Raw genomic sequence first — 25,060 nt, forward strand, 5'->3', positions numbered from 1 at the left:
AACAATGCGATTGAAGAATTCAAACGCTACTACCGCAGTGTGGATGCACTCCTTATCGATGACATCCAATTCTTTGCTAATAAAGAACGTTCACAAGAAGAATTCTTCCATACCTTCAACGCACTATTGGAAGGTAATCAGCAGATCATTCTAACGTCTGACCGTTATCCTAAAGAAATTAATGGCGTTGAAGATCGTCTTAAATCTCGCTTTGGTTGGGGTCTTACTGTTGCGATCGAGCCACCTGAGCTTGAAACGCGTGTGGCGATCTTGATGAAAAAAGCTGAAGATCACCAAATCCACCTTGCTGATGAAGTGGCATTCTTCATTGCCAAGCGTCTGCGTTCGAACGTTCGTGAGCTCGAAGGTGCACTGAACCGTGTTATCGCGAACGCGAACTTTACTGGTCGTCCAATTACGATTGATTTTGTTCGTGAAGCGCTGCGCGATCTGCTTGCTCTACAAGAGAAGCTGGTGACGATCGATAACATTCAAAAGACCGTGGCGGAATACTACAAGATTAAAGTGGCGGACTTGCTGTCTAAGCGTCGTTCTCGTTCTGTAGCGCGTCCTCGTCAGCTGGCTATGGCGTTAGCAAAAGAACTAACCAACCATAGCCTGCCTGAAATTGGCGATGCGTTTGGGGGCCGCGATCATACGACCGTACTTCATGCTTGTCGCAAGATTGAGCAGCTGCGTGAAGAGAGCCACGACATAAAAGAAGATTACTCTAACTTGATTCGCACCCTGTCTTCGTAATCGGTTAGAATAACGGTATTCTAAGCAAATCATTTATTGAGCTGACAGCGTAAAGAGCCAAGCATGAAATTTACCATTGAACGTAGTCATTTAATCAAACCGCTACAGCAGGTTTCGGGCGCTTTAGGTGGCCGACCAACTCTGCCAATCCTGGGTAACCTACTTCTTAAAGTAGAAGAGAACGTATTGTCGATGACGGCAACCGATCTTGAAGTAGAGTTAGTAAGCAAAGTGACGCTAGAAGGTGATTTTGAAGCGGGCAGCATTACCGTTCCTTCGCGTAAGTTTCTCGATATCTGCCGTGGTTTACCGGACGATGCGATCATCACATTTGTATTAGAAGGTGATCGCGTACAAGTTCGCTCTGGTCGCAGCCGTTTCTCGTTGGCAACGCTTCCTGCGAACGATTTCCCTAATATTGAAGACTGGCAAAGCGAAGTGGAAGTATCACTGAGCCAAGCCGATCTACGTACGCTGATCGACAAAACTCAGTTCTCGATGGCGAATCAAGACGTTCGTTACTACCTCAACGGCATGTTGTTTGAAATTGACGGCACCACGTTACGCAGCGTGGCGACGGACGGCCACCGTATGGCGGTATCGCAAACTCAGCTAGGTGCAGACTTTGCGCAGAAGCAAATCATCGTGCCACGCAAAGGTGTGCAAGAATTAGTAAAGTTGATGGATGCGCCAGAGCAGCCTGTAGTACTTCAGATCGGTAGCTCCAATGTTCGTGCTGAGGTGAATAACTTTACTTTTACCTCTAAGTTGGTTGATGGTCGTTTCCCTGACTACCGCCGTGTATTGCCTCAGAGCACCAATAAGACACTAATAGCAAGTTGTGACGAGTTGCGCCAAGCCTTCTCTCGTGCTGCGATTCTTTCCAACGAAAAATTCCGTGGCGTGCGTGTGAATCTGGCTGATACTGAAATGCGCATAACCGCGAATAACCCAGAGCAAGAAGAAGCGGAAGAGATGCTTGATGTAACCTTTGAAGGTGACGCCATCGAAATCGGCTTTAACGTAAGCTATGTGCTTGATGTTCTGAACACGTTGCGTTGTGAAAATGTACGTGTGTCGATGTCGGATGCTAACGCTAGCGCGTTGATTGAAAATGCCGACGATGACAGTGCCATGTACGTGGTGATGCCAATTCGTCTATAAGCCAACTGAATGCCTCTTTCTCGTCTCATCATTCAGCAGTTTCGAAACATTAAAGCCTGTGATATTGAGTTATCAGCAGGCTTTAACTTTCTTATCGGGCCGAACGGCAGCGGTAAAACCAGTGTCTTAGAAGCGGTTTATCTGCTCGGGCATGGCCGCTCATTCAAGAGCTCTCTCACCGGACGAGTGATACAAAATGAGTGTGACGAACTGTTTGTTCATGGTCGTTTTTTGAACTCGGATCAATTTGAGCTACCTATCGGCATTAATAAGCAGCGTGATGGCTCAACAGAGGTTAAAATAGGCGGTCAATCTGGACAAAAATTAGCGCAGTTGGCACAAGTTCTGCCTCTGCAGTTGATACACCCAGAAGGGTTTGATTTACTGACAGATGGCCCTAAACATCGTCGTGCGTTTATTGATTGGGGCGTGTTTCATACCGAGCCCGCTTTTTATCAAGCATGGGGAAGGTTCAAGCGCCTGAACAAGCAGCGCAACGCGTTGTTGAAAACCGCCAATAGTTATCGTGAGCTCAGTTATTGGGATCAGGAAATGGCAGGATTGGCTGAAAACATCAGCCAATGGCGAGCAAGTTACATCGAGCAGATGAAAACTGTCGCAGAAACTATCTGTCAGACATTTTTGCCAGAATTTGAGATCCAATTGAAGTATTATCGTGGCTGGGATAAAGACACTCCATACCACGAGATACTAGAAAAGAATTTTGAGCGTGATCAGGCATTGGGATACACCTTTAGTGGCCCAAACAAAGCTGATTTGCGCATTAAAGTGAACGGAACGCCCGTTGAAGATGTTCTGTCACGCGGTCAATTAAAACTCATGGTGTGTGCATTGCGTGTAGCGCAAGGGCAACACCTGACAGAGATGGCCGGTAAACAATGCATTTACCTAATTGATGACTTCGCGTCGGAATTAGATAGCCAACGTCGCAAGCGTCTTGCTGACTGCTTAAAAGAGACGGGCGCACAAGTATTTGTAAGCTCTATTACTGAAAGCCAAATCGCCGATATGTTGGACGATAACGGTAAATTGTTTCATGTGGAACATGGCAGGATAGAGTCAAACTAGAAGAGAGAAACTCATGTCTGAAAATTACGATTCATCGAGTATTAAGGTACTGAAGGGTCTGGATGCGGTACGTAAGCGTCCAGGAATGTACATCGGCGATACGGACGACGGCACCGGCCTTCACCACATGGTTTTCGAGGTGGTGGATAACTCAATTGATGAAGCGTTGGCAGGTCACTGTAAAGACATCGTTGTGACAATTCATGAGGATAACTCGGTTTCCGTTAGCGATGATGGTCGTGGCATTCCAACAGAAATCCACTCAGAGGAAAATGTCTCTGCAGCAGAAGTAATCATGACGGTTCTTCACGCGGGTGGTAAGTTCGACGATAACTCATACAAAGTATCGGGTGGTCTTCACGGGGTAGGTGTTTCAGTAGTAAACGCACTATCAGAGAAAGTTGAGCTAACGATTCATCGTGGTGGTCATATCCATACGCAAACCTACCGCCATGGTGAGCCTCAAGCGCCACTAGCCGTTGTGGGTGATACGGATAAAACCGGTACACAAATTCGTTTCTGGCCAAGTGCCGAGACGTTCTCTAACACTGAGTTCCACTATGACATTCTGGCGAAACGCCTGCGTGAACTGTCATTCCTGAACTCTGGTGTGTCGATCAAATTGGTTGATGAACGTGAAGCGGACAAACATGATCACTTCATGTATGAAGGTGGTATTCAAGCGTTCGTTGATCACCTAAACACCAACAAAACGCCAATCATCGAAAAAATCTTCCACTTTAATTCTGAGCGTGAAGACGGCATTTCAGTTGAAGTGGCGATGCAATGGAACGATGGTTTCCAAGAGAACATCTTCTGCTTTACCAACAATATCCCACAGCGTGATGGTGGTACTCACCTTGCTGGTTTCCGTGCTGCGCTAACACGTACATTGAACAGCTTTATGGATAAAGAAGGTTTCTCGAAGAAAGCGAAAACAGCGACTTCAGGCGACGATGCACGTGAAGGTCTAACTGCGGTTGTTTCGGTGAAAGTGCCTGATCCTAAGTTCTCAAGCCAAACAAAAGACAAACTGGTTTCTTCTGAAGTGAAATCAGCTGTTGAGTCTGCAATGGGTGAAAAACTGTCTGAGTTCCTGATTGAGAACCCGACAGAAGCGAAGATGGTTTGTTCGAAAATCATCGATGCAGCACGTGCTCGTGAAGCAGCGCGTAAAGCTCGTGAAATGACGCGCCGTAAAGGTGCACTAGACCTAGCTGGCCTTCCAGGTAAACTTGCAGACTGTCAGGAAAAAGATCCGGCACTCTCTGAACTATACATAGTGGAGGGTGATTCGGCAGGCGGCTCCGCAAAACAAGGCCGTAACCGTAAGAACCAAGCGATCCTACCGCTAAAAGGTAAGATTCTTAACGTAGAAAAAGCACGTTTCGACAAGATGCTATCTTCTCAAGAAGTAGCAACACTGATCACCGCACTAGGTTGTGGTATCGGTCGTGACGAGTACAACCCGGACAAGCTTCGTTACCACAACATCATCATCATGACCGATGCCGATGTCGATGGTTCGCACATCCGTACGCTACTGTTGACCTTCTTCTACCGTCAAATGCCAGAGCTTATCGAGCGTGGCTATGTGTACATCGCTCAGCCACCACTATACAAAGTGAAAAAAGGCAAACAAGAGCAGTACATCAAAGATGAAGAAGCGATGAACCAATACCAAGTATCATTAGCTCTGGACAATGCATCGCTACACGTAAACGCAGAAGCACCAGCATTGGCTGGTGAAGCACTAGAGAAGCTTGTTCAACAGTACAATGCGGGTATTAAACTGGCGGAACGTATGAGCCGTCGTTACCCAAGTGCTTTGGTAAACGAGTTGATTTACACTCCTCGCCTAACGCCAGAGCAATGCCATGACGCATCAGTTGTGGAAGCGTGGACGAAGCAGCTTATTGAACAGCTGAATGCGAAAGAAGTGGGTGCAAGCCAGTACAGCTACGAAGTTGAGCAGCACGAAGAGCTAGGCTTAAACTTGCCTAAGATTGTGGTTCGTACTCACGGCGTGACGCACGAACATGCAATTAGCATCGACTTCCTAAACTCGAAAGAGTACGGCAAGTTGGCTGATCTATCAGAAGCACTTGATGGACTTCTGGAAGAAGGCGCGTACATCAAACGTGGTGAGCGTACTATGCCAGTGGCAAACTTTGCAGAAGCGCTTGACTGGTTAGTGAAAGAGTCAATGCGTGGCTTAAGCCGTCAGCGCTACAAAGGTCTAGGTGAGATGAACCCAGACCAACTTTGGGAAACCACCATGGACCCAGAAACTCGTCGTATGATGCAGGTAACGATTGAAGATGCGGTAGGCGCAGATCAACTGTTCACGACGCTAATGGGTGACCAAGTAGAACCTCGTCGTAACTTCATCGAAGAGAACGCACTGAAAGTAGCGAACCTAGACGTATAACGACACTGTTCGTGATAGTAAAAAGCAGCGAGAAATCGCTGCTTTTTTTGTTGTACCACCAGCTAAAATCGCCACTTTCTGCTAAAGCGGATGTTTTTCTGGTACTAACTGCCAACAACCCGATCAAGCCTGCCATTTTATATCTGTTTTCTTTTTTTCTCGCCATTTTGTTCGCTTGAGCGCTTTTGCTTTCTTTTTTCTGCTCGCTATAGTGCTGAAGAGCTGATGATTAAGGAGACTAAGAAAATGGTGATGACTTTCCTGAACTAAGCCGGAAGTGATGCACTTCCGGTTCAATGCACTGAATTTATTTGTAAGACAAGGCATTAAGAAGGAAATAATCATGTTTGAACGCTGGTTCTCAGCGTACTGCTTGGCGCTGCGAACTTGGTGGTTAACCAGTCGCTTTTTAACCTATCAATCACCACTAAGGTTGTTATCGCTATTTGAAACCTGCGAGCAACAAGCCCATTGCCGTAACCGAACTCGTATTGCGGTTGGGGACACGGTTCGCTTAGTGGATGTTGAACGCGCCTATCAATATCGCATGACATTGGTCAGCTCGCGCAAGGGGCAACCCATGACAGGTATGCTCGCGGTCGATTCTTATTTGGGGTCTCGACTATTAGGTCGAGCTAAAAATGATGCGCTCGAAGTGGAAATTTTTAATCAGCGACGCTGCTTTGTGATTACTGAAATTGTTCATCAATCGCAACCACCAGCTCAGAAAATGCTGTGTGGTTGTCTGTTGTGCCAATAAATATAGGTGAAGTCATGAGTAAGAAAGAAAAGAAACAACCGCAGTTGAGTCTAAAAGAAAAGCGCAAACTAAAGCAGGAAAAGGCGGCAGAAAAGGGCGTTGTAAAAGCGCGTAAATCCTCCCGCAAGTAAAGTGTAGATTGAGCCCTCCAGAACGGCGGGCTTTTTATCACTGATCGCGAAGTGATGAGGAACTAAGCTGTTCAAGGGGATAGTGGATGCTTTAAAAATTTTTTATTTTTTCCCTTGAAAGTCATTTTTGACGACCTTATATCTAGTTATGAAGAGGGTGACTGGCTTGCTAGAGACTAGAAGACCAGCCCTCTGAAATCGCTAAAACGAGATCGCTCAGAAGAGGATATGGCGTTTTAGCACACAACTTAAACCTTTAGATTCAATATCATGTCTCCGAGCCAAACCAAGGCCAGTGGAATGATAAGAATCTCTTAGTTCGGCGTTGGTTTTTGCATAAACACGCCAGTAGGATGGAACTCATCTGAACTAAGACTATTGCTTAATTAAGAGGATAGATTTATGCGTAATGTAGATTTCTCACCACTATACCGTAATGCAATTGGCTTTGATCGTCTGCTAAACCTGATGGAAGCGAATACAGCGAAAAATACTTCTGGCGGTTACCCTCCATACAACATTGAGCAAAAAGACGAGCACAACTACCGTATTACTATGGCCGTTGCTGGCTTTGCTGAAGAACAGCTCGATCTGACTCAAAACGAAAACATGTTGATTGTGAAGGGCGAACGTAAAGCAGAAGAAGGCAAAAACTACGTTTACCAAGGTATTGCAGAACGTGATTTTGAACGTAAATTCCAGCTAGCGGATTACGTAAAAGTCGTGGGTGCATCAATGGAAAACGGTCTGCTTCATATCGATTTAGTTCGTGAAATCCCTGAAGCCATGCAACCACGTAAGATTGCTATCGGTGGCAACAACCTGATTGAGAACAACTAATCAGTTAACCACCCGGTTATAGAATGAGAAAGAGCGCCATATGGGCGCTCTTTTTAGTTTGGGGGTTTTCAAATCCGCTATTTCAAAGCCGTAATTTCAAAGAGAAGAACGGCTGAGTTCAATCCGTCTATTTACCTTCGCGGTAAGCCTTTTCCACTTCTTCAGCGATAATCGCAATGCCTTTTTGCATCATCTCATCATCTTGAACGTAGTTCATACGCAGGCATTGGTGCGCGTGATCCCACTCGTCTTGCTGACCAATAAAGAAATATTCACCAGGGACAATCAATACGCCACGCGCTTTCAAGCGTTGGTACAGTTCCATTGTTGTGATTGGCAGTTCATCAAACCATAACCACAAGAAGATAGCGCCTTCCGGCTTGTGGATGCGGAATCGCTCATCGGTAATTGCTTGTTGGAGCAGTTCAACCGCACGTTGTGATTTTTGCTTGTAGAACGGCTTAATCACCTCTGAACTCAGTTTAAGCAGATCACCTTTGCCAATTATATGGTTTGCCAGCGCTGGACCAACACTGCCCGGCGCTAGGCTGATGATGCCGTTCATATTGGTTAACGCTTGAGTGATTTCTTCACTCGCAATCACAATGCCACAACGCACGCCCGGTAAACCAAGCTTAGATAGGCTCATGCATAGGATGGTGTTTTCATTCCAGAACGGTTCGACATCTTCAAAGATGATGTTCGGGAAAGGTAGACCGTAGGCGTTATCGATGATCAGTGGGATGTTGTTCTCACGTGCTAGCTTGTCCAGCTTACGTACTTCTTCATCTGTCAGTACATTACCCGTTGGGTTAGTTGGGCGAGACGCGCAGATTGCCGCAACAGAGTCGTCGACGGCGAGTTGCTCAAAATCGACGTGGTATTTAAACAGACCGTTATCTAACAGCTCGATTTCTGGGTGGTAAGAGATAAAGATATCTTCATCAATGCCAGCATCACCATAACCGATATACTCAGGTGCGATAGGCAGTAGCACTTTCTTATGCGAACCATCTGGCTGTTTACCTGCCAACAAGTTGAACAAGTAGAAAAAGCCACTTTGGCTGCCGTTAGTTAGGCTGATGTTTTTTTCTGAAATATCCCAGCCGTAAGTTTCACGGAATAACTGAGCTAGCGCTTTGACGAACGCGTCTTTACCCTGCGGGCCATCGTAGTTGGCGAGGGCGGCGACGAGCTCCCCACTGGCGAGCATTTCCTCACTGGCTTGGTGAAAGTAATCGAGCATGGCAGGAATGGCGGCAGGATTACCTCCACCGAGCATGATGGCACCTGGTGTGCGCAGACCATCATTCAAATCGTCCATTAACTGCGTAATACCTGAATACTGATTAAATTTTTCACCAAACTTTGAGAACTGCATGCTGACTTATACCTAATTCATTGTGATTGCTTTGTGTATGTTTATGCCGATGTTTTATCGGCTTATCGAGTAATCCTTGACCTTACCTCAATGTGTAATTAACGCAAAGTGTGAATTAAGCCGAAAAAGAAAAAAGTGCGTCATCAGACCAGAGGAACGAGACAAAAGGGCAAAAAGAACAATAAAAAAGGGAAGCTTATGCTTCCCTTGCTGGTGGAGAGAGTGTGATTTACTCACCGGTGTAAACAATCAACACCTTGTCGTCTTGGTATTGGCGTTCAAACGCGTAGTAACCTTCTTGGTTGCGAGTGATGTGCTTACCTTGAGCAACTGCTGGGTGGCGTTTACGGAATTCACCCAACTTTTGCCAATGTTTCAGTAGATCTTCTCGCTCGCCATGAATCTTATCCCATGGCATATCTGAGCGTGTGCCTTGGTGGGCGTCTGAACCAGTAATGCCAAAATCACGAGCTATCTCATCACCGTAATAGATTTGTACTGCACCGGGAGCCAGCATCAGAGCATTCGCGGCACGTGCTTGGTCATCAAAGCTGCGATTGCGCGCTGACCAAAACAGCTGTGTATCGTGTGAAGATAGGTAGCTCAACACGTTGAACTCAGGATCGGTATTGATGCGTTCTGCATAGCGGCGGTAATCATTATCAAGTTGAGCGAAACACTTCAGCGCTTTTGGTGCTACGTCAGATTGGAACTCGAAGTTGATGATGGAATCGAAGCCGTTATCGAAATACGGGCTTTTCACCACGCTGTGTGCCCACACTTCACCCGTCATCCAGAAAGGTAAGTCATCCAAGGCTTTGTCCGGGTTGTTTTGCTTCCACTGGGCAAGCGCTTGGGTGGTGCTGGCTTTCAGCTCTGCCCACGCTTCCATTTCAACGTGTTTTGCAGTGTCGACACGGAAGCCGTCAATGCCGTAGTCACGTACCCAATCGGATAACCAGGTAATCAGGTGTTCACGTGGGGTTTGCAGCTCATCTTGCGCATTGGTGTCTTTATTGCGGAAGAAGTTTGGTAATCCGGTTTTCTGAGTCGATTCGGTTTTGAGATCCGGTAGGTAGTTCAAAGACATGGTGATGTCGTTGTAGCCCGGAGCATCGTAGTCGCCAATGTCGGTGCGAATCCAGTCTTTGCCCCACCATTTATCCCACGCTTCGCTATCACCGTATTTGATGTAGTCGTTGAAGCTGTGCCAGCTTTGTCCTGATTTTGGCTGCCAGTCGGTCCATTTTTCACCAAGGACTTGTTTGGCTTCTTGGTCATCAAGGTAAAGCTGACCAAAGCCGAATTCCTGCATGTCTGCTAATGTCGCATAACCTGTGTGGTTCATGACTACATCCCAAATCACGCGGATACCTTTCTTGTGGGCGGTATCGACGAAGGTTCTGAGTTCATCTTCGGTACCCATGTTGGCATCAAGCTTGGTCCAGTCTTGATGGTAGTAGCCGTGGTAGCCGTAGTGCTTAAAGTCGCCTTTATCGCCGCCGCCAACCCAGCCGTGGATTTGTTCCAGTGGTGAGGTTATCCAGATAGCATTCACACCAAGTGATTCGATGTAATCGAGTTTTTTCGTCAGACCCGCTAAGTCACCACCGTGGAAGGTACCAATCTCATATTTTCCGTCTTTACTGCGACCGTAGCTGTTGTCGTTGTCAGGGTTGCCATTGTAGAAGCGGTCAGTCATGACGAAGTACACTGTTGCGTTATCCCAGCTGAACGGTTTGTCGGCTTGCTGTTCAACTTCTTCTAGCAGCAATAGACCTTGGCTCATAGGACCCGGTTGCATGGTGACGCTGCCATTGGCGACAGTGGTTTCTTGTTCGGTTAAGGCATCACGAACGACAGCGCCATCATTAAAGGTTTGAGCAACGTTGATGGTTTTTGGCGTGTCAGTTGCGACAGGGCAAGAGTAGGTGATGTCCTGACTTTGTTTTGGTTTAATTTTTACCGTCAGTTCGTTGGTGGTTGGATTGAGCGTAAATTGATAGGTATTGGCTTTGAAGATGCGCAGCGGCATTTGTGCATCAGTGGCGCAATTATCCATTTTTAATGGACGATTGAACTTAATGCGATCTTCTTCTGCTAGGGCAAAGCTACTTCCACAGCTTTGATTACTGTCGGCAATGGTAAAGGTGTAGCTGCCTTTTTCGAGTTTTTGCTCGGCGACAAGTAAGCCCTGTGAGTTTTCCTCAAAAACAGCGGTATCATCACCAACGCTTAATACGATGGCATTTTCTGGAATCTGGCTGCAGGCGCTCAGTAGACCGATAGAGAGTGCGAGAATTGTTTTTTTCATTGTGTCCTTCCCCCGAATAAACAGTCCAGTTATAGCAAAACTGTGCCTCTACAATCCGAGCTCTATACCAACAAGTTAAACGCGTCTCACCCTACAAATTTTAGTCTTGTTCACAAAATGAATAATAAGCGTCACCTTCATCGGTTTGAAGGCAACAAAAAAGGGAAGCATCTGCTTCCCTTTTACTTATTTCTTAATCACTTCGAAGAGTAATGAATTACTTTTGAAGCAAAGAAATGTCTGCGATCTGTAGGAACAGGTTACGCAGGTTGTTCAGTAGTGTCAGACGGTTCTTCTTAAGTGCTTCGTCGTCTGCCATTACCATTACGTTATCAAAGAACGCATCAACTGGTTCACGTAGGTCAGCTAGCTTGCTTAGGGCTTCTTGGTAGTTACCTGTAGCAAATGCTGGCTCTAGCGCTTCAGTCATTACTTCAACGCTTTCTGCTAGTGCTTTCTCTGCGTCTTCTTGTAGAAGTGCTAGGTCGATGTCTGCTGCTAGTTCGCCGTCGAATTTCGCTAGGATATTACCTACACGTTTGTTCGCTGCTGCTAGAGACTCTGCTGCTTCTAGTTCACGGAAGTGAGAAACCGCTTTAACTCGTTGGTCGAAGTCTGCTGGTTTCGTCGGACGACGAGCTAGAACCGCTTGAATGATGTCTACGCTGAAGCCTTCGTCTTGGTACCAAGCACGGAAACGACCAAGCATAAACTCGATAACGTCTTGTTCAACGTTGTCGTTGGTTAGGCGGTCGCCGAACAGTGACTTCGCTTTCGCTACTAGGTCAACAAGATCTAGGTTGTAGCCGTATTCAACGATGATACGTAGTACACCTAGAGATGCGCGGCGTAGTGCGAATGGATCGCTGCCTTTAGGCGCTTGACCAATACCGAAGATACCTACGATAGTGTCTAGCTTGTCTGCCATTGCAACTGCAGTTGAAACACCGTTTGATGGCAGTTCATCACCTGCGAAACGAGGCATGTATTGCTCGTTCAGTGCTACTGCAACTTCTTCTGCTTCACCGTCGTGGCGAGCGTAGTGCATACCCATAACGCCTTGAGTATCCGTGAATTCGAATACCATTGAGGTCATTAGGTCACATTTTGCTAGTAGACCAGCACGCTTTGACTTCTCAACGTCAGCACCGATTTGCTCAGCAATGTAGCCAGCAAGTTCAGTGATGCGGTCTGTTTTGTCTTTGATCGTACCCAGTTGCTTTTGGAAGATCGCTTGTTCTAGTTCTGGCAGACGGTCGATAAGCGGACGCTTACGGTCTGTGTTGAAGAAGAACTCTGCGTCAGCAAGACGAGGACGAACCACTTTCTCGTTACCTTCGATTACGTAACGAGGCTCTTTTGATTCGATGTTCGATACGAAGATGAAGTTAGGTAGTAGCTTCTTGTTTTCATCGTAGACAGGGAAGTACTTCTGGTCACCCTTCATGGTGTAAACCAACGCTTCAGAAGGCACTTTTAGGAACTCTTCTTCAAACTTCGCTGTTAGTACTACTGGCCATTCAACCAGAGACGTTACTTCTTCTACTAGGTCATCTTCTAGATCAGCGATACCGCCAACCGCTGCTGCCGCTTTTTGTGCGTCAGCTAGGATGATTGCTTTACGCGCTTCGTAATCTGCCATTACTTTACCGCGCTCTTCTAGAATCGCAGGGTATTGCTCAGCAGAATCGATAGTGAACTCTTGCTCACCCATGAAGCGGTGACCACGGATAGTGCGGTCTGAAGCGACACCAAGGATCTCGCCTTCGATTAGGTCGCTGCCCATTAGCATGGTTAGCGTCTTAACTGGACGGATAAATTGAGTCGTTTTGTTACCCCAACGCATTGGTTTTGCGATAGGTAGGTTTGCTAGTGCTTTCGCTGCAAGTTCAACGACGATCTCAGACGTTGGCTGACCTTTCACTTCTTGTTTGAACAGTAGCCATTCACCTTTGTCTGTTACCATGCGCTCTGCTTGGTCAACCGTGATGCCACAACCGCGTGCCCAGCCTTGAGCCGCTTTTGTTGGGTTGCCTTCCGCGTCAAATGCTGCAGAAACCGCAGGACCACGCTTCTCAACAACTTTGTCAGACTGGCTGTCTGCTAGTGCTGCCACTTTAAGTGCAAGACGACGAGGTGCCGCGAACCATTTCACGCCTTCGTGAGCAAGCTCAGCGCCTTTTAGTTCTGCTTCGAAGTTTGCTGCGAATGCTTCAGCTAGAGTGCGAAGTTGCGTTGGTGGTAGCTCTTCTGTACCTAGCTCGATTAGAAATTCTTTTGCCATGTTACTCTACCCCTTACGCTTGTTCTTTCTTACACATTGGGAAGCCAAGAGCTTCACGCGATGCGTAGTATGCTTCTGCAACTGCTTTCGTCAGGTTGCGGATGCGTAGGATGTAACGTTGGCGTTCAGTTACTGAGATCGCTTTACGTGCGTCTAGTAGGTTGAATGCGTGACCCGCTTTTAGAATGCGCTCGTAAGCAGGTAGTGGCAGTGGCTTTTCAAGCTCAAGCAGCTCTTTACACTCTTTTTCACACTGTTCGAAGAAGCCAAATAGGAATTCAACGTCTGCGTGCTCGAAGTTGTAAGTTGATTGCTCTACTTCGTTTTGGTGGAAGATGTCACCGTAAGTCACTTTGCTGCCGTCTGGTGCGATGTTCCAAACTAGGTCGTAAACAGAGTCTACTTCTTGGATGTACATTGCTAGACGTTCGATACCGTAAGTGATCTCACCAGTTACTGGCTTACACTCAAGACCACCAACTTGCTGGAAGTAAGTAAACTGAGTCACTTCCATGCCGTTTAGCCAAACTTCCCAGCCCAGACCCCATGCGCCTAGTGTTGGGTTTTCCCAGTTGTCTTCTACGAAACGGATGTCGTGTACAAGAGGGTCAATACCAAGAACTTCAAGGGAGCCAAGGTACAACTCTTGAATATTGTCAGGCGATGGTTTTAGCGCTACTTGGAATTGGTAGTAGTGCTGAAGACGGTTAGGGTTTTCACCGTAACGGCCATCAGTAGGACGACGTGAAGGTTGTACGTAAGCTGTCGACATTGGCTCTGGGCCAAGCGCTCGTAGACAGGTCATTGGGTGAGAGGTACCCGCACCCACTTCCATATCTAGCGGTTGAACAATGGTACAACCATTTTGAGCCCAATAATCCTGCAGCGCGAGGATCATTCCCTGGAAGGTTTTGATATCGTATTTTTGCATAAGTCAGGTTCGCGCGATTCTCTTGTTACTCGTTAATTCGTCATCTATGCCGAGTTTTTCAACTCTAACAACGGCGATAAAGAGTAATTATGGTTGAATAAATTAACAATCTAGTATAACCAGATATTGAGCATGGGAGTAGAGCTAATCTTGATTAATTCGTGGGCGATTTTCTCCTTTAATGAATTTTTACCGCGTTATCTGCTGTATTTTTCCTAAAAGGGAGTTTTTGCCTGCTTTGGCTCTTGAGAAGCGCAACAAAGGTGGCTAGAATTGCGCCTGTCTTTGGGGAGTAGCTTACCTGATGAAGTTTCTGTTTCATCTGGTTCGTCCGTCAACATAATTGGTGCAAAATCACCATGGCGTTCGAGACTTGAAGCCTTTCAAGTTTAGCAAGACCTTAGACAAATCATCACGAACCGGGGTAGGGGCGTGAGGTTTGTCTTCGGTTAAAAATAATAATCCCTGCCCCAATGAGCATGTCGTGAGCGTTTTAGCTATTTCAATTACTACTGTAGCGTTAGCAGAAATTGGCGATAAGACCCAATTGCTATCTCTATTACTCGCAAGTCGTTACCGAAAACCAATCCCAATTATTGCAGCAATCTTTTTGGCAACTATTGCCAACCACGCTTTGGCTGCATGGTTAGGTGTGGTTGTCGCAGACTATCTATCACCTGAGATTTTAAAGTGGGTGCTGGTGGTCAGTTTTGTCGCGATGGCGGCTTGGGTTCTGATCCCGGACAAACTGGATGATGACGAACAGATTTCTAATCGAGGCCCATTTATTGCCAGCTTTATCGCGTTCTTCGTTGCGGAGATAGGCGATAAAACTCAGATCGCCACTTCCATCTTAGGGGCGCAATACGCGGATGCGTTAAGTTTGGTGATTATCGGTACCACAATCGGTATGCTGCTGGCGAATGTTCCTGTGGTCCTGATTGGTAAATTGTCGGCCGACAAGATGCCTTTAGGGCTGATCCGTAAAATCACCGCATTTTTGTTTATTGCTCTGGCAATAGGGGCTGCACTGTTCTGATTTTTTGCACGTGAAATGATGTGAGTTATCAATCATTAGTGGCGTGCTGCGCGAGTTCAAACTCTGACTCTAAATCGTTCCGTTGCGTGACGGATGACATATAAGTGTCATACTTGTCATGGTAGTTTAATGGTGTGAATGATAGCGAGAGGGCAAGTTTATGCTTACACGTTACATGGGGATGTCCCCGAAGAGTCAGAGTTATTTATTCACTTTTGGTTTAGCGCTGTGTTTACTAGCGATGGTGCTAACTGATATGTGGTTACCGATTGTAGCAGGATCGTTCGTTCTTACTGGATTGACAGTAGAAGCGTGGATTCGTGTCGCTCACATCATTCCTATGCATGAAGAGATGCGGGCAATGAAGAAACAACTTAACAAGCTCCAATCAGAAGTTCGCACACTCGAATACGATGAATAAACAAACGGCAGCCAATATAGGCTGCCGTTTTTAGTTCGACCAGATTATTCCAATCCTTTCTTGATCAGGTACTGATACGGAACTTGCTCCGTTTGTGCCGCAACTAATTGATGGTCCATAAAGCGGCAGAAACTCGGAATGTCTCGAGTTGTGGATGGATCGTCTGCTTTGACCAGCAAAATCTCACCATCTTGCATGTTGCGAATTGTCTTCCTGACCATCATCACTGGCTCTGGGCAGCGCAGTCCTTCCGCCTCTAATGTCTTGTTTGCCAGTTCAGGATTAAAGCTCATAGTGTGATTCTCGTAACTAACTGAGCGTTGAATTTTACTTTCGTTGAAAAAATATTCAATAACCACTTGGCAAACCGAATTTTTTGTTTTACCTTAAATTAACAATTTGGTAACAACTGGCAAGGGAGAGGCAATGTTAACAGCGTTAGACAGACTTACGATTTACTCAGTGCTGTGTTTTATCTCGTTTTGTGCATTGGTACTCAGGACGCCAGCTGACACCTCTTTGACACCTCTAGTAGGCATGGTTGCCACTATTATTGGGATTTGGATCGAGATGCGCAGATGGTCTGGCGCATCTGAGCAAGAAAATTAGCGCTTCTTGCTTGGATCAGAATGCTTTTAATAACGCTCACCTATTTTTATTTTACCGACACTTCATTCCGACACTATCCCCATTTTTCTTGGGCTTCCCCGCTGAAAGGCGGGATTTTTTTTGCCTAAAGAGTACAATTTACCCAAACACATACAAAATAAGTGGCTAATTCGTGGAACTGGAAGACATCTATCGCCGAGATTTAAATTTACTGGTTGCGTTGCGAGTACTGATAGAAGAAAACAGTGTCAGTAAGGCGGCAACACGTCTGAACTTGAGTCAATCGGCAATGAGTCGTGTGCTTGGTCGTCTACGCGACTTATTGGGAGACCCGCTGTTTACTCGTCAGGGACAGCATTTGATCCCAACTCAGAAAGCGTTAGAGATCGATCGCTCATTGGGCGAACCATTAGAGTCTTTACGTCAGTTGTTATCTCCGGTTGAGTTTGACCCATTGCAATGCGTACAGACTTTCAACATCGTGACCACCGACTATGCCATGCAAACGATCTTACCGTTCGCTTTGCCGAGAATTTACCAAGAAGCGCCAAACGTGTCTTTCAACTTCTTACCACTGCAACACGACCGTTTATCAGATCAGCTCACTTATGAAGGTGCAGACTTAGCGATTTGTCGCCCGACAGGCCCGGTGGAGCCTCTACGCAGTGAAGTGTTGGGGCGAGTGGGGGTGCTGTGTATGCTTTCAAAACAGCATCCATTAGCGAATAAAGAAATGAGCTTGGATGATTATCTGAGTCATCCACATGCCATGATCGCCATCAGTGATGGTGTTAAGGCACTGATCGAACAAGCTTTGATGGAGAAACCTAAGCGTAAAATGGTTCTGCGGGCTTATCATTTAGAAGCCGCATTGGCGATCATGGATACCTTGCCAATTATCATCACAGTGCCAGCGGACTTGGCGTATCTGGTTGCCGAGCGTTATGACTTGGTGGTGAAACCGTTACCATTCCAATTCACGCCGTTTGAATACTCGATGATTTGGCATGCGCGTTGCGAGCATTCTCCCGCTCAAGAATGGTTAAGAACGATTGTGCGTGAAGAGTGTAGCCGTCTGATAGCTAAACGTATCGAAGATATGGGACTGAACTGCTAACAAAAAAGAGCCAGCAATGCCGGCTCTTCGTCTGTTTACACTGAGTCAGTGTTTATAGCTTGATAACCACACGACCCGTTACTTGACCGTTGGTGATGTCTTCTGCATATTTCGGTGCTTCAGCAAGAGCAACTTCAGTACACGCTTGCTCGAAGTAGCTGTCTGGTAGTAGCTCGACCAGCTTTTCCCATGCAGCGATACGTTTCTCTGTTGGGCACATTACTGAGTCCACACCTTGTAGGCGAACATTACGTAGGATGAACGGCATCACTGTGGTTGGTAGATCAAAACCACCTGCAAGACCACAAGCTGCAACTGCACTGTTGTAATCCATTTGCGCCAATACTTTAGCCAGTACTTTGCTGCCTACAGTATCAACCGCACCTGCCCATACTTGCTTTTCAAGTGGACGTGCTGGTTCTTCAAATTCAGTACGGTCGATGATGCGGCTAGCACCTAGTTTTTCAAGTAGCGGGCCATTTTTTTCTACACGACCTGTCACTGCAGCAACTTTGTAGCCAAGCTGTGCTAGAAGCGTTACTGCGACTGAGCCTACACCGCCACTTGCGCCAGTTACAAGGATTTCACCATTTTCAGGTTTGATGCCTGCATCAAGCAGTGCTTGAACACATAGCATGCCTGTGAAACCAGCAGTACCAACCATCATTGCTTTCTTGCTGTCTAGACCTTTTGGTAGTGGTACTAGCCAATCTGCTTTTAGACGAGCACGCTGAGACATACCACCCCAGTGGTTTTCACCCACGCCCCAGCCAGTAAGGACAACTTTGTCACCAGCTTGGTAGCGGTCGTCTTCTGAGCTTACTACCGTACCTGCTAGGTCAATACCTGGCACCATCGGGAAGTTACGGATGATTTTACCTTTACCTGTGATCGCAAGACCGTCTTTGTAGTTTAACGATGAGTAATCAACGTCAATCAGAACGTCGCCTTCAGGCAGTTGTGTTTCATCGATTTGCTCGATGTTAGCGATAGTACGTTTGTCTTCTTGATTTAGAACTAGAGCATTAAACATAAGGTTCTCCGATTGTGCGGTAGCATGACTCTGGGTCACATGCAGCAAGATATCAACTGGTCTAAGTGTATGTCTTCTTTGTCTATGAATAAAATGAAACTTGAGCATTTAATGTATGCTCTTCATGCATGTTTGATGTAAAACAAAGGGCGACATCAATTGTCGCCCTTAAGTGTAATACTAAAAATTTTAGTACTAGTTCATTTGCTTATGATTGTTGGCTCGATCATTACAACAACGTCTTGAACTGTTATGGTCGTTCAAATACTGTCGCAATGCCCTGACCCAAACCGATACACATGGTGGCCAGACCGTATTTCGCGTCTTTCGCTTCCATTAGGTTGATTAACGTTGTTGAGATACGTGAACCAGAACAGCCTAGTGGATGACCCAATGCTATCGCACCACCGTTAAGGTTGACCTTCTCATCCATAACATCAAGCAGGCCTAAGTCTTTAGCACACGGCAGAGACTGCGCGGCAAATGCTTCGTTTAGCTCAACCACATCCATGTCTTCAATTGAAAGACCGGCACGCTTGAGCGCTTTTTTCGTCGCAGGTACAGGACCGTAACCCATAATAGAAGGATCGCAGCCCGCAATGGCCATGCCTTTAATACGTGCACGAATCTTCAAACCAAGCTCATTGGCTTTCTCTTCACTCATGATCAACATCGCTGATGCACCATCGGACAGTGCCGATGATGTACCGGCTGTTACTGTACCGTTTGCAGGGTCGAACACTGGGCGAAGTTGAGATAGACCTTCAACGGATGTTTCAGGGCGAATCACTTCGTCGTAATCCAGAGTGAACAGTGTGCCGTCTGCTGCGTGGCCTTCAATTGGTAGAATTTCGTTTTTAAAACGACCCTCTACGGTTGCTGCGTGCGCACGAGCGTGAGAGCGAGCGGCAAACTCGTCTTGTTGCTCACGGCTAATACCATGTAATTTACCAAGCATTTCAGCCGTTAAGCCCATCATGCCCGCAGCTTTTGCTACGTTCTTTGACATACCTGGGTGAAAGTCTACACCGTGGTTCATTGGCACATGCCCCATGTGCTCAACACCACCAATTAGGCAGATTTCAGCATCGCCAGTCATGATGGCACGTGTACCATCGTGAAGCGCTTGCATTGATGAGCCACACAAGCGGTTCACCGTCACGGCGCCAATTTCAATCGGCAGACCAGCAAGCAGCGCCGCATTACGTGCAACGTTAAAGCCTTGCTCTAGTGTTTGCTGTACACAGCCCCAGTAGATGTCTTCAATCTCGCTTGGGTTCACTTGTGGGTTACGCGCAAGAATGCCTGTCATTAGGCGCGCAGATAGATCTTCTGCTCGTGTATGACGGAAAGCACCACCTTTAGAGCGACCCATTGGAGTACGTAGACAATCGACTACGACAACATTTCTTGTTTGATTAGTCATTTTAGAATCCCTCCTTAGATAGAACCTTGCTGTTGTGCACCGTAAAAGCTTTCACCTTTCGCCGCCATATCAATCAGCATTTGCGGTACTTGGTACATCGCACCTAGCTCGGCGTGTTGTTTTGCCATTTCAACGTATTCAGCAATACCCACGCTGTCTAGATAGCGGAATACGCCACCGCGGAATGGAGGGAAACCAAGACCATAAACCAGTGCCATATCCGCTTCTTGTGGAGTGGCAATGATGCCTTCTTGTAGGCACAGCACCACTTCGTTGATCATTGGAATCATCATACGTTGAATGATGGTCTGATCGTCAAAGTCCTGCTTATCGGCACAAACGTCAGCAAGTACCGGTAAGATCGCTTCGGAGAAGGTTTTCTTCGGCTTACCTTTTTTATCTATGGTGTAGCTGTAGAAGCCATTACCATTTTTCTGACCATATTTGTCTGCTTCGAACAGTGCATCAATCGCATCACGACCTTGTTTACCCATACGCTCAGGGAAACTGTCAGCCATCACAGCTTGTGCGTGGTGCGCGGTATCAATGCCGACTACGTCAAGCAAGTACGCCGGTCCCATCGGCCAGCCAAACTTACGCTCCATGACTTTGTCGATTTTCGTAAAGTCAGCACCATCACGAAGTAGCATGCTGAAGCCGCCAAAGTATGGGAACAATACGCGGTTAACGAAGAACCCTGGGCAGTCATTAACGACAATTGGTGATTTGCCCATTTTTGCAGCATACGCCACAACACGATTGATGGTTTCATCAGAGGTGTGCTCACCACGGATGATCTCAACAAGAGGCATACGATGCACTGGGTTGAAGAAGTGCATACCACAGAAGTTTTCTGGGCGTTTTAGTGATTTTGCCAATAGGTTGATAGGAATCGTCGAGGTGTTTGAGGTGATAACGGTGTCGTCACCGACATGGGATTCAACTTCACTTAAAACTGCTGCTTTTACTTTCGGGTTTTCAACGACAGCTTCAACAATCACATCAGAGTTTTCAATACCTGCGTAATGTAAGCTCGGTGTGATTGACGCTAAAATACCCGCCATCTTAAAGCCATCAATGCGACCGCGAGATAAGCGTTTATTCAGCAGCTTAGATGCTTCAGTCATGCCTAGGTCGAGCGACGCTTGTGCGATGTCTTTCATCAAGACTGGCACACCTTTTAGCGCTGATTGGTAAGCAATGCCGCCACCCATGATACCTGCACCTAATACGGCTGCACGTTGCGTGTCTTTACTTGCTGACTTCGCTGCTTTTTTCGCAATGCCTTTGATGTATTGATCATTAAGGAATAGGCCAACGAGTGATTTTGCTTCTTCCGATTTAGCCAATTTCACGAAGTGCTTACGTTCAATGTCTAACGCTTCATTACGTGCAAAGCGAGCACCTTCTTCAATCGTGATAACGGCTGTCATTGGGGCAGGGTAGTGAGGACCTGCTTTTTGTGCCACCAGACCCTTCGCCATGGTGAAGCTCATCATTGATTCAAGCTTACTCAGCGTTAGAGGCGATGTTTTCTGTGCTCGGCGTGCTTGCCAGTCAAGTTTCTCATTAATTGCAGAGTTAAGAGTTTGTAGTGCTGATTCGTATAAAGCATCAGTCTCTACAACAGCATCGAGTAAGCCAATTTTCAATGCTTCATCAGCTCGGCATGCTTTACCTTGGGTGATGATTTCCATTGCGCTGTCTGCGCCAATAACGCGAGGTAAGCGTACACAACCACCAAAGCCCGGCATGATTCCCAGTTTCGTTTCTGGTAGGCCGATGCTGGTGGTTTTGTCACCAATACGCATGTCTGTTGCTAGCACACATTCACAACCGCCACCAAGAGCGTGGCCTTTGATCACTGAGATGGTCGGAACGGGTAAGTCTTCTAATTTGTTAAAGATGCTATTAGCAAATTGCAGCCATTGGTCGAGCTCGGCATCCGTTTTAGCAAACAGACCTAAAAACTCGGTAATGTCTGCGCCTACAATGAATGCGTCTTTATCTGAAGTGAGCAACAACCCCTTGAGGCCTTGATGGGCAATGAGCGCATCAAGAGCTTTATCTAGCGATTCTAATGTCGCTAGGTCGAGTTTGTTGACGGATTTTGGAGAGCAGAAGCTTAGCTCTGCAATACCATCTTGTATTTCCTTTACCTGTAGGGTTTCGGCTTGGTAAATCATTGTCTATCTCCATGACATACAATCGTGGATTGTCTGTATACCTATTTCAACGACGCCGTGTACCTCGGCAAATAGGTATCGAGGAAGTCGTTTTATTTTTGTTCTGGTTTGACCAGTAAAGTTAGTTTGGATCGTGGATTGTTTAATTTCAATACATTTTTTAAACAAGTGTTTAACATTGTGCGCTGTGGCAGATCTTATGCGACGGGTAAATCACACTCGTGATAGACTTCAGGCAAATAGACATGAATCCATAATCCTATGAATTACAAGCCTTATCTGATTCCAGCAGAGCCCGCTCAATTTGAAGAAGAAATTAAAAAGAGCGTTTTCATTACTTATTTGGCACACACGCCAAGTATCGAAGCAGCAAAAGCATTTGTTGATCAAATCAAAGCTAAACACGCTGATGCCAGACATAACTGTTGGGGCTTTGTTGCTGGTCGCCCGGAAGATTCAATGAAATGGGGCTTTAGTGATGATGGGGAGCCGTCCGGAACAGCAGGCAAACCAATCCTGGCGCAGCTGTCTGGATCTGGGGTGGGGGAGATCACGGCTGTGGTCACGCGATACTCTGGTGGAATCAAGTTAGGTACAGGCGGCTTGGTTAAAGCGTATGGGGGTGGGGTACAACAAGCGCTCAAGCTGCTTCAAACTATTGAGAAAAAAATAACCACAAAGCTCAGACTAACGTTAGACTATGGGTTTATGCCGATCGCACAATCAATCATGCCGCAATTTGGTGCGATAGAAGTCGAGGCTGAATACAGCGATCAGGTCGTATTAGTGGTGGAAATTGAGCTTCGAGAAGTGAGCGCGTTTACCCAAGCAATCATTAATAAAAGCGGGGCAAAGGCAATTGTCACTCCGCTAGACGGACAATAATGAAAAACAGGAAGCAACAGGGACAGCTTCGCTAGTCAATTTATCCATGCAATTTCGTTCAATTATTCGAATCGTCGGGCTACTGCTCGCACTCTTTAGTGTCACTATGCTTGCGCCAGCACTCGTTGCGCTGATCTATCGAGATGGTGCTGGTGTGCCTTTTGTCACGACATTTTTTGTTCTGCTGTTTTGTGGGGCCGTTTGTTGGTACCCAAACCGCAGGTATAAGCACGAGCTTAAAGCTCGAGATGGCTTTCTTATTGTCGTCTTATTCTGGACAGTACTTGGCAGTGCAGGCTCGATCCCCTTTCTCATTGCTGACAACCCGAACGTCTCAGTGACAGATGCGTTTTTTGAATCGTTTTCTGCTCTCACGACGACCGGGGCGACCGTTATTGTTGGTTTGGATGAGTTACCTAAAGCGATTCTATTCTATCGACAGTTACTGCAGTGGTTCGGCGGTATGGGAATCATCGTATTAGCTGTGGCGATTTTGCCAGTACTTGGCATTGGTGGTATGCAGCTTTACCGCGCCGAGATCCCTGGTCCAGTCAAGGACACTAAAGTGACGCCGCGCATAGCAGAAACTGCTAAGGCGCTTTGGTACATCTATTTGAGCCTGACTATCGCCTGTGCTTCGGCTTTTTGGTTAGCTGGTATGACGCCATTTGACGCCATCAGTCACAGCTTTTCCACCATTGCTATTGGCGGCTTCTCTACCCACGATGCCAGCATCGGATATTTTGATAGTTACGCGATTAACCTGATTACTGTGGTTTTTCTGCTTATATCTGCATGTAATTACACACTGCACTTTGCTGCATTTGCATCAGGTGGCGTACATCCCAAGTATTACTGGAAAGATCCTGAGTTTCGCGCCTTCTTGTTTATTCAAGTGCTGCTATTTATCATTTGCTTTCTATTATTACTGAAACATCACTCTTACACATCGACATACGATGCTTTCGATCAGGCTCTGTTCCAAACCGTATCAATATCCACAACAGCGGGCTTTACGACAACAGGTTTTGCGGATTGGCCGCTCTTCTTACCTGTGCTGTTATTGTTCTCTTCTTTTATCGGTGGTTGTGCTGGTTCAACAGGCGGCGGCATGAAAGTGATCCGTATCCTGCTTCTTACCTTACAAGGTGCGCGTGAACTAAAACGTTTAGTCCATCCACGCGCGGTTTACACCATCAAAGTAGGTGGCAGTGCCCTACCGCAACGTGTTGTCGATGCGGTTTGGGGTTTCTTCTCCGCATACGCATTGGTATTTGTGGTTTGTATGTTGGGGTTGATTGCAACAGGAATGGATGAGCTTAGTGCGTTCTCAGCGGTGGCTGCGACTCTGAACAACCTCGGTCCTGGCTTGGGAGAAGTGGCGCTTCACTTTGGTGATGTTAACGACAAAGCAAAATGGGTATTGATAGTTTCTATGCTGTTTGGTCGTTTGGAAATCTTTACCTTACTTATTCTACTTACGCCGACGTTTTGGCGTAGCTAAGGGGAAATCGTGGCAAAAGCATTATTTCTATACTCTTCCCGCGAAGGGCAGACTAAAAAAATTCTCCACTATATAGATGAACAACTTCCAGATTTCGATTGTGAGCTGGTGGATTTACATAATGTTGAGACGATTGACTTCAGCCAATACGACAGAGTATTGATAGGCGCCTCTATTCGCTATGGCCATCTTAATAAAAAGCTATACCAGTTTATTGAGCGAAACCTCAATCAATTGGAGCAAAATAAAGTGGCATTTTTCTGCGTAAACTTAACCGCTCGTAAAGAGGACCAAGGAAAGGATACACCTGAAGGTAGTGCCTACATTCGCAAGTTCCTAATTAAGTCCCCTTGGAAACCAACGCTAATCGGTGTTTTTGCTGGTGCACTTTATTACCCACGTTATAGCTGGTTCGACAGAACTATGATTAGGTTCATTATGTCGATGACGGGTGGCGAAACCGATACGACCAAAGAGATGGAGTACACCAATTGGGAAAAAGTGGCTCTTTTCGCAGATAAATTCAGAGAACTGTAGAAATAACGTGCTCTTTTGACCGCTTTTGATGCAAATTTATCCGAACGATAAAAAAATCAAAAAAAACGAGAAAAAGGGCTTGCCAATGTGATCGCAATCTCTATAATTCCACCTCGCTGACACGGCAACGCTTCGAAGCTTAAGTTTCGAAAGTAAGAAGCCAAGTTAGCAAGCCAAATTAGCCAAGCGGAAACGCTTGAAGAAAGTTTGAAAAAAGTG

Annotated in this window: 21 protein-coding genes; 13 read left to right on the forward strand and 8 right to left on the reverse strand. The window is 46.4% G+C overall.

The window, feature by feature from the left end:
• The 6 genes from dnaA to R7041_RS17705 form a co-directional block, all read left to right on the forward strand.
• On the forward strand, positions 1 to 759 hold a 759-nt coding region (dnaA, locus tag R7041_RS17680; protein WP_318128670.1), incomplete at its 5' end, for a chromosomal replication initiator protein DnaA.
• A 63-nt stretch (positions 760 to 822) separates the two neighbouring features.
• A complete protein-coding gene (dnaN, locus tag R7041_RS17685) occupies positions 823 to 1,923 on the forward strand; it encodes a DNA polymerase III subunit beta (RefSeq protein ID WP_005394106.1) in 1,101 nt (366 codons plus the stop codon).
• A 9-nt stretch (positions 1,924 to 1,932) separates the two neighbouring features.
• Positions 1,933 to 3,012 carry a DNA replication/repair protein RecF gene (gene recF, locus R7041_RS17690; protein WP_005378839.1) on the forward strand — a complete coding sequence of 360 codons (1,080 nt, stop codon included), beginning with the start codon at positions 1,933 to 1,935 and terminating at the stop codon, positions 3,010 to 3,012.
• Between the two features lie 13 nt (positions 3,013 to 3,025).
• Positions 3,026 to 5,443 carry a DNA topoisomerase (ATP-hydrolyzing) subunit B gene (gyrB, locus tag R7041_RS17695; protein WP_005378841.1) on the forward strand — a complete coding sequence of 806 codons (2,418 nt, stop codon included), beginning with the start codon at positions 3,026 to 3,028 and terminating at the stop codon, positions 5,441 to 5,443.
• A 343-nt stretch (positions 5,444 to 5,786) separates the two neighbouring features.
• Positions 5,787 to 6,203 (forward strand): GreA/GreB family elongation factor, encoded by a 417-nt coding sequence (locus tag R7041_RS17700; protein WP_017821918.1) that lies wholly within the window; start codon positions 5,787 to 5,789, stop codon positions 6,201 to 6,203.
• Between the two features lie 533 nt (positions 6,204 to 6,736).
• A complete protein-coding gene (locus R7041_RS17705) occupies positions 6,737 to 7,174 on the forward strand; it encodes an Hsp20 family protein (protein WP_005378857.1) in 438 nt (145 codons plus the stop codon).
• Positions 7,175 to 7,301: 127 nt separating this feature from the next.
• Here the strand turns inward: R7041_RS17705 and R7041_RS17710 are convergent, their stop codons facing one another.
• The 4 genes from R7041_RS17710 to glyQ all read right to left on the reverse strand — a co-directional run bounded on the left by R7041_RS17710 (position 7,302) and on the right by glyQ (position 14,084).
• Positions 7,302 to 8,555, reverse strand: a complete 1,254-nt coding sequence (locus R7041_RS17710; protein ID WP_017635592.1) for a valine--pyruvate transaminase — start codon at positions 8,553 to 8,555, stop codon at positions 7,302 to 7,304.
• A gap of 229 nt (positions 8,556 to 8,784) precedes the next feature.
• The gene (locus tag R7041_RS17715) at positions 8,785 to 10,869 is read right to left on the reverse strand and encodes an alpha-amylase (RefSeq protein WP_064368870.1); all 2,085 of its coding nucleotides are present in this window, start codon (positions 10,867 to 10,869) and stop codon (positions 8,785 to 8,787) included.
• Between the two features lie 217 nt (positions 10,870 to 11,086).
• A complete protein-coding gene (glyS, locus tag R7041_RS17720) occupies positions 11,087 to 13,153 on the reverse strand; it encodes a glycine--tRNA ligase subunit beta (protein ID WP_005378875.1) in 2,067 nt (688 codons plus the stop codon).
• A 13-nt stretch (positions 13,154 to 13,166) separates the two neighbouring features.
• Positions 13,167 to 14,084: a glycine--tRNA ligase subunit alpha gene (gene glyQ, locus R7041_RS17725; RefSeq protein ID WP_005383818.1), complete on the reverse strand. Its 918-nt coding sequence runs from the start codon at positions 14,082 to 14,084 to the stop codon at positions 13,167 to 13,169.
• Positions 14,085 to 14,568: 484 nt separating this feature from the next.
• Between glyQ and R7041_RS17730 the strand changes: the two genes are divergently transcribed.
• Both R7041_RS17730 and R7041_RS17735 read left to right on the forward strand, forming a co-directional pair.
• Positions 14,569 to 15,123, forward strand: coding sequence for a TMEM165/GDT1 family protein (locus R7041_RS17730; protein ID WP_005378877.1), 555 nt, complete (start codon positions 14,569 to 14,571; stop codon positions 15,121 to 15,123).
• A gap of 160 nt (positions 15,124 to 15,283) precedes the next feature.
• A complete protein-coding gene (locus R7041_RS17735) occupies positions 15,284 to 15,544 on the forward strand; it encodes a hypothetical protein (RefSeq protein ID WP_005378878.1) in 261 nt (86 codons plus the stop codon).
• Positions 15,545 to 15,588: 44 nt separating this feature from the next.
• Here the strand turns inward: R7041_RS17735 and tusA are convergent, their stop codons facing one another.
• Positions 15,589 to 15,837 (reverse strand): sulfurtransferase TusA, encoded by a 249-nt coding sequence (gene tusA, locus R7041_RS17740; RefSeq protein WP_005378879.1) that lies wholly within the window; start codon positions 15,835 to 15,837, stop codon positions 15,589 to 15,591.
• Between the two features lie 133 nt (positions 15,838 to 15,970).
• Here tusA and R7041_RS17745 point away from each other — a divergent pair, with 133 nt between their 5' ends.
• Both R7041_RS17745 and R7041_RS17750 read left to right on the forward strand, forming a co-directional pair.
• The gene (locus tag R7041_RS17745) at positions 15,971 to 16,153 is read left to right on the forward strand and encodes a hypothetical protein (protein WP_005378880.1); all 183 of its coding nucleotides are present in this window, start codon (positions 15,971 to 15,973) and stop codon (positions 16,151 to 16,153) included.
• A 172-nt stretch (positions 16,154 to 16,325) separates the two neighbouring features.
• Complete coding sequence (locus R7041_RS17750; protein ID WP_017821924.1) at positions 16,326 to 17,270, forward strand: LysR family transcriptional regulator; 945 nt, start codon at positions 16,326 to 16,328, stop codon at positions 17,268 to 17,270.
• A gap of 52 nt (positions 17,271 to 17,322) precedes the next feature.
• On the opposite strand, the gene R7041_RS17755 is transcribed toward R7041_RS17750, so the two are convergent.
• The 3 genes from R7041_RS17755 to fadB form a co-directional block, all read right to left on the reverse strand.
• Entirely contained in the window at positions 17,323 to 18,303 is a 981-nt protein-coding gene (locus R7041_RS17755) for an MDR family oxidoreductase (protein ID WP_005378882.1), read from the reverse strand.
• Between the two features lie 250 nt (positions 18,304 to 18,553).
• Positions 18,554 to 19,729 carry an acetyl-CoA C-acyltransferase FadA gene (fadA, locus tag R7041_RS17760; protein ID WP_005378883.1) on the reverse strand — a complete coding sequence of 392 codons (1,176 nt, stop codon included), beginning with the start codon at positions 19,727 to 19,729 and terminating at the stop codon, positions 18,554 to 18,556.
• A gap of 14 nt (positions 19,730 to 19,743) precedes the next feature.
• Positions 19,744 to 21,915 carry a fatty acid oxidation complex subunit alpha FadB gene (gene fadB, locus R7041_RS17765; RefSeq protein ID WP_206949709.1) on the reverse strand — a complete coding sequence of 724 codons (2,172 nt, stop codon included), beginning with the start codon at positions 21,913 to 21,915 and terminating at the stop codon, positions 19,744 to 19,746.
• A gap of 261 nt (positions 21,916 to 22,176) precedes the next feature.
• Here fadB and R7041_RS17770 point away from each other — a divergent pair, with 261 nt between their 5' ends.
• From R7041_RS17770 to hemG, 3 genes are read left to right on the forward strand one after another with little or no spacing between them, the layout of a single operon-like run.
• Entirely contained in the window at positions 22,177 to 22,800 is a 624-nt protein-coding gene (locus tag R7041_RS17770; RefSeq protein ID WP_206949708.1) for a YigZ family protein, read from the forward strand.
• Between the two features lie 46 nt (positions 22,801 to 22,846).
• Complete coding sequence (locus R7041_RS17775) at positions 22,847 to 24,304, forward strand: TrkH family potassium uptake protein (protein WP_005378893.1); 1,458 nt, start codon at positions 22,847 to 22,849, stop codon at positions 24,302 to 24,304.
• A gap of 9 nt (positions 24,305 to 24,313) precedes the next feature.
• On the forward strand, positions 24,314 to 24,841 hold the full coding sequence (hemG, locus tag R7041_RS17780; protein ID WP_206949707.1) for a menaquinone-dependent protoporphyrinogen IX dehydrogenase: 528 nt from the start codon (positions 24,314 to 24,316) through the stop codon (positions 24,839 to 24,841).
• The last annotated feature ends 219 nt before the right edge of the window (positions 24,842 to 25,060 follow it).

Origin of the sequence: Vibrio sp. 1751 (genome assembly GCF_033339895.1) — a bacterium.
Classification (GTDB): Bacteria; Pseudomonadota; Gammaproteobacteria; order Enterobacterales; family Vibrionaceae; genus Vibrio; species Vibrio alginolyticus.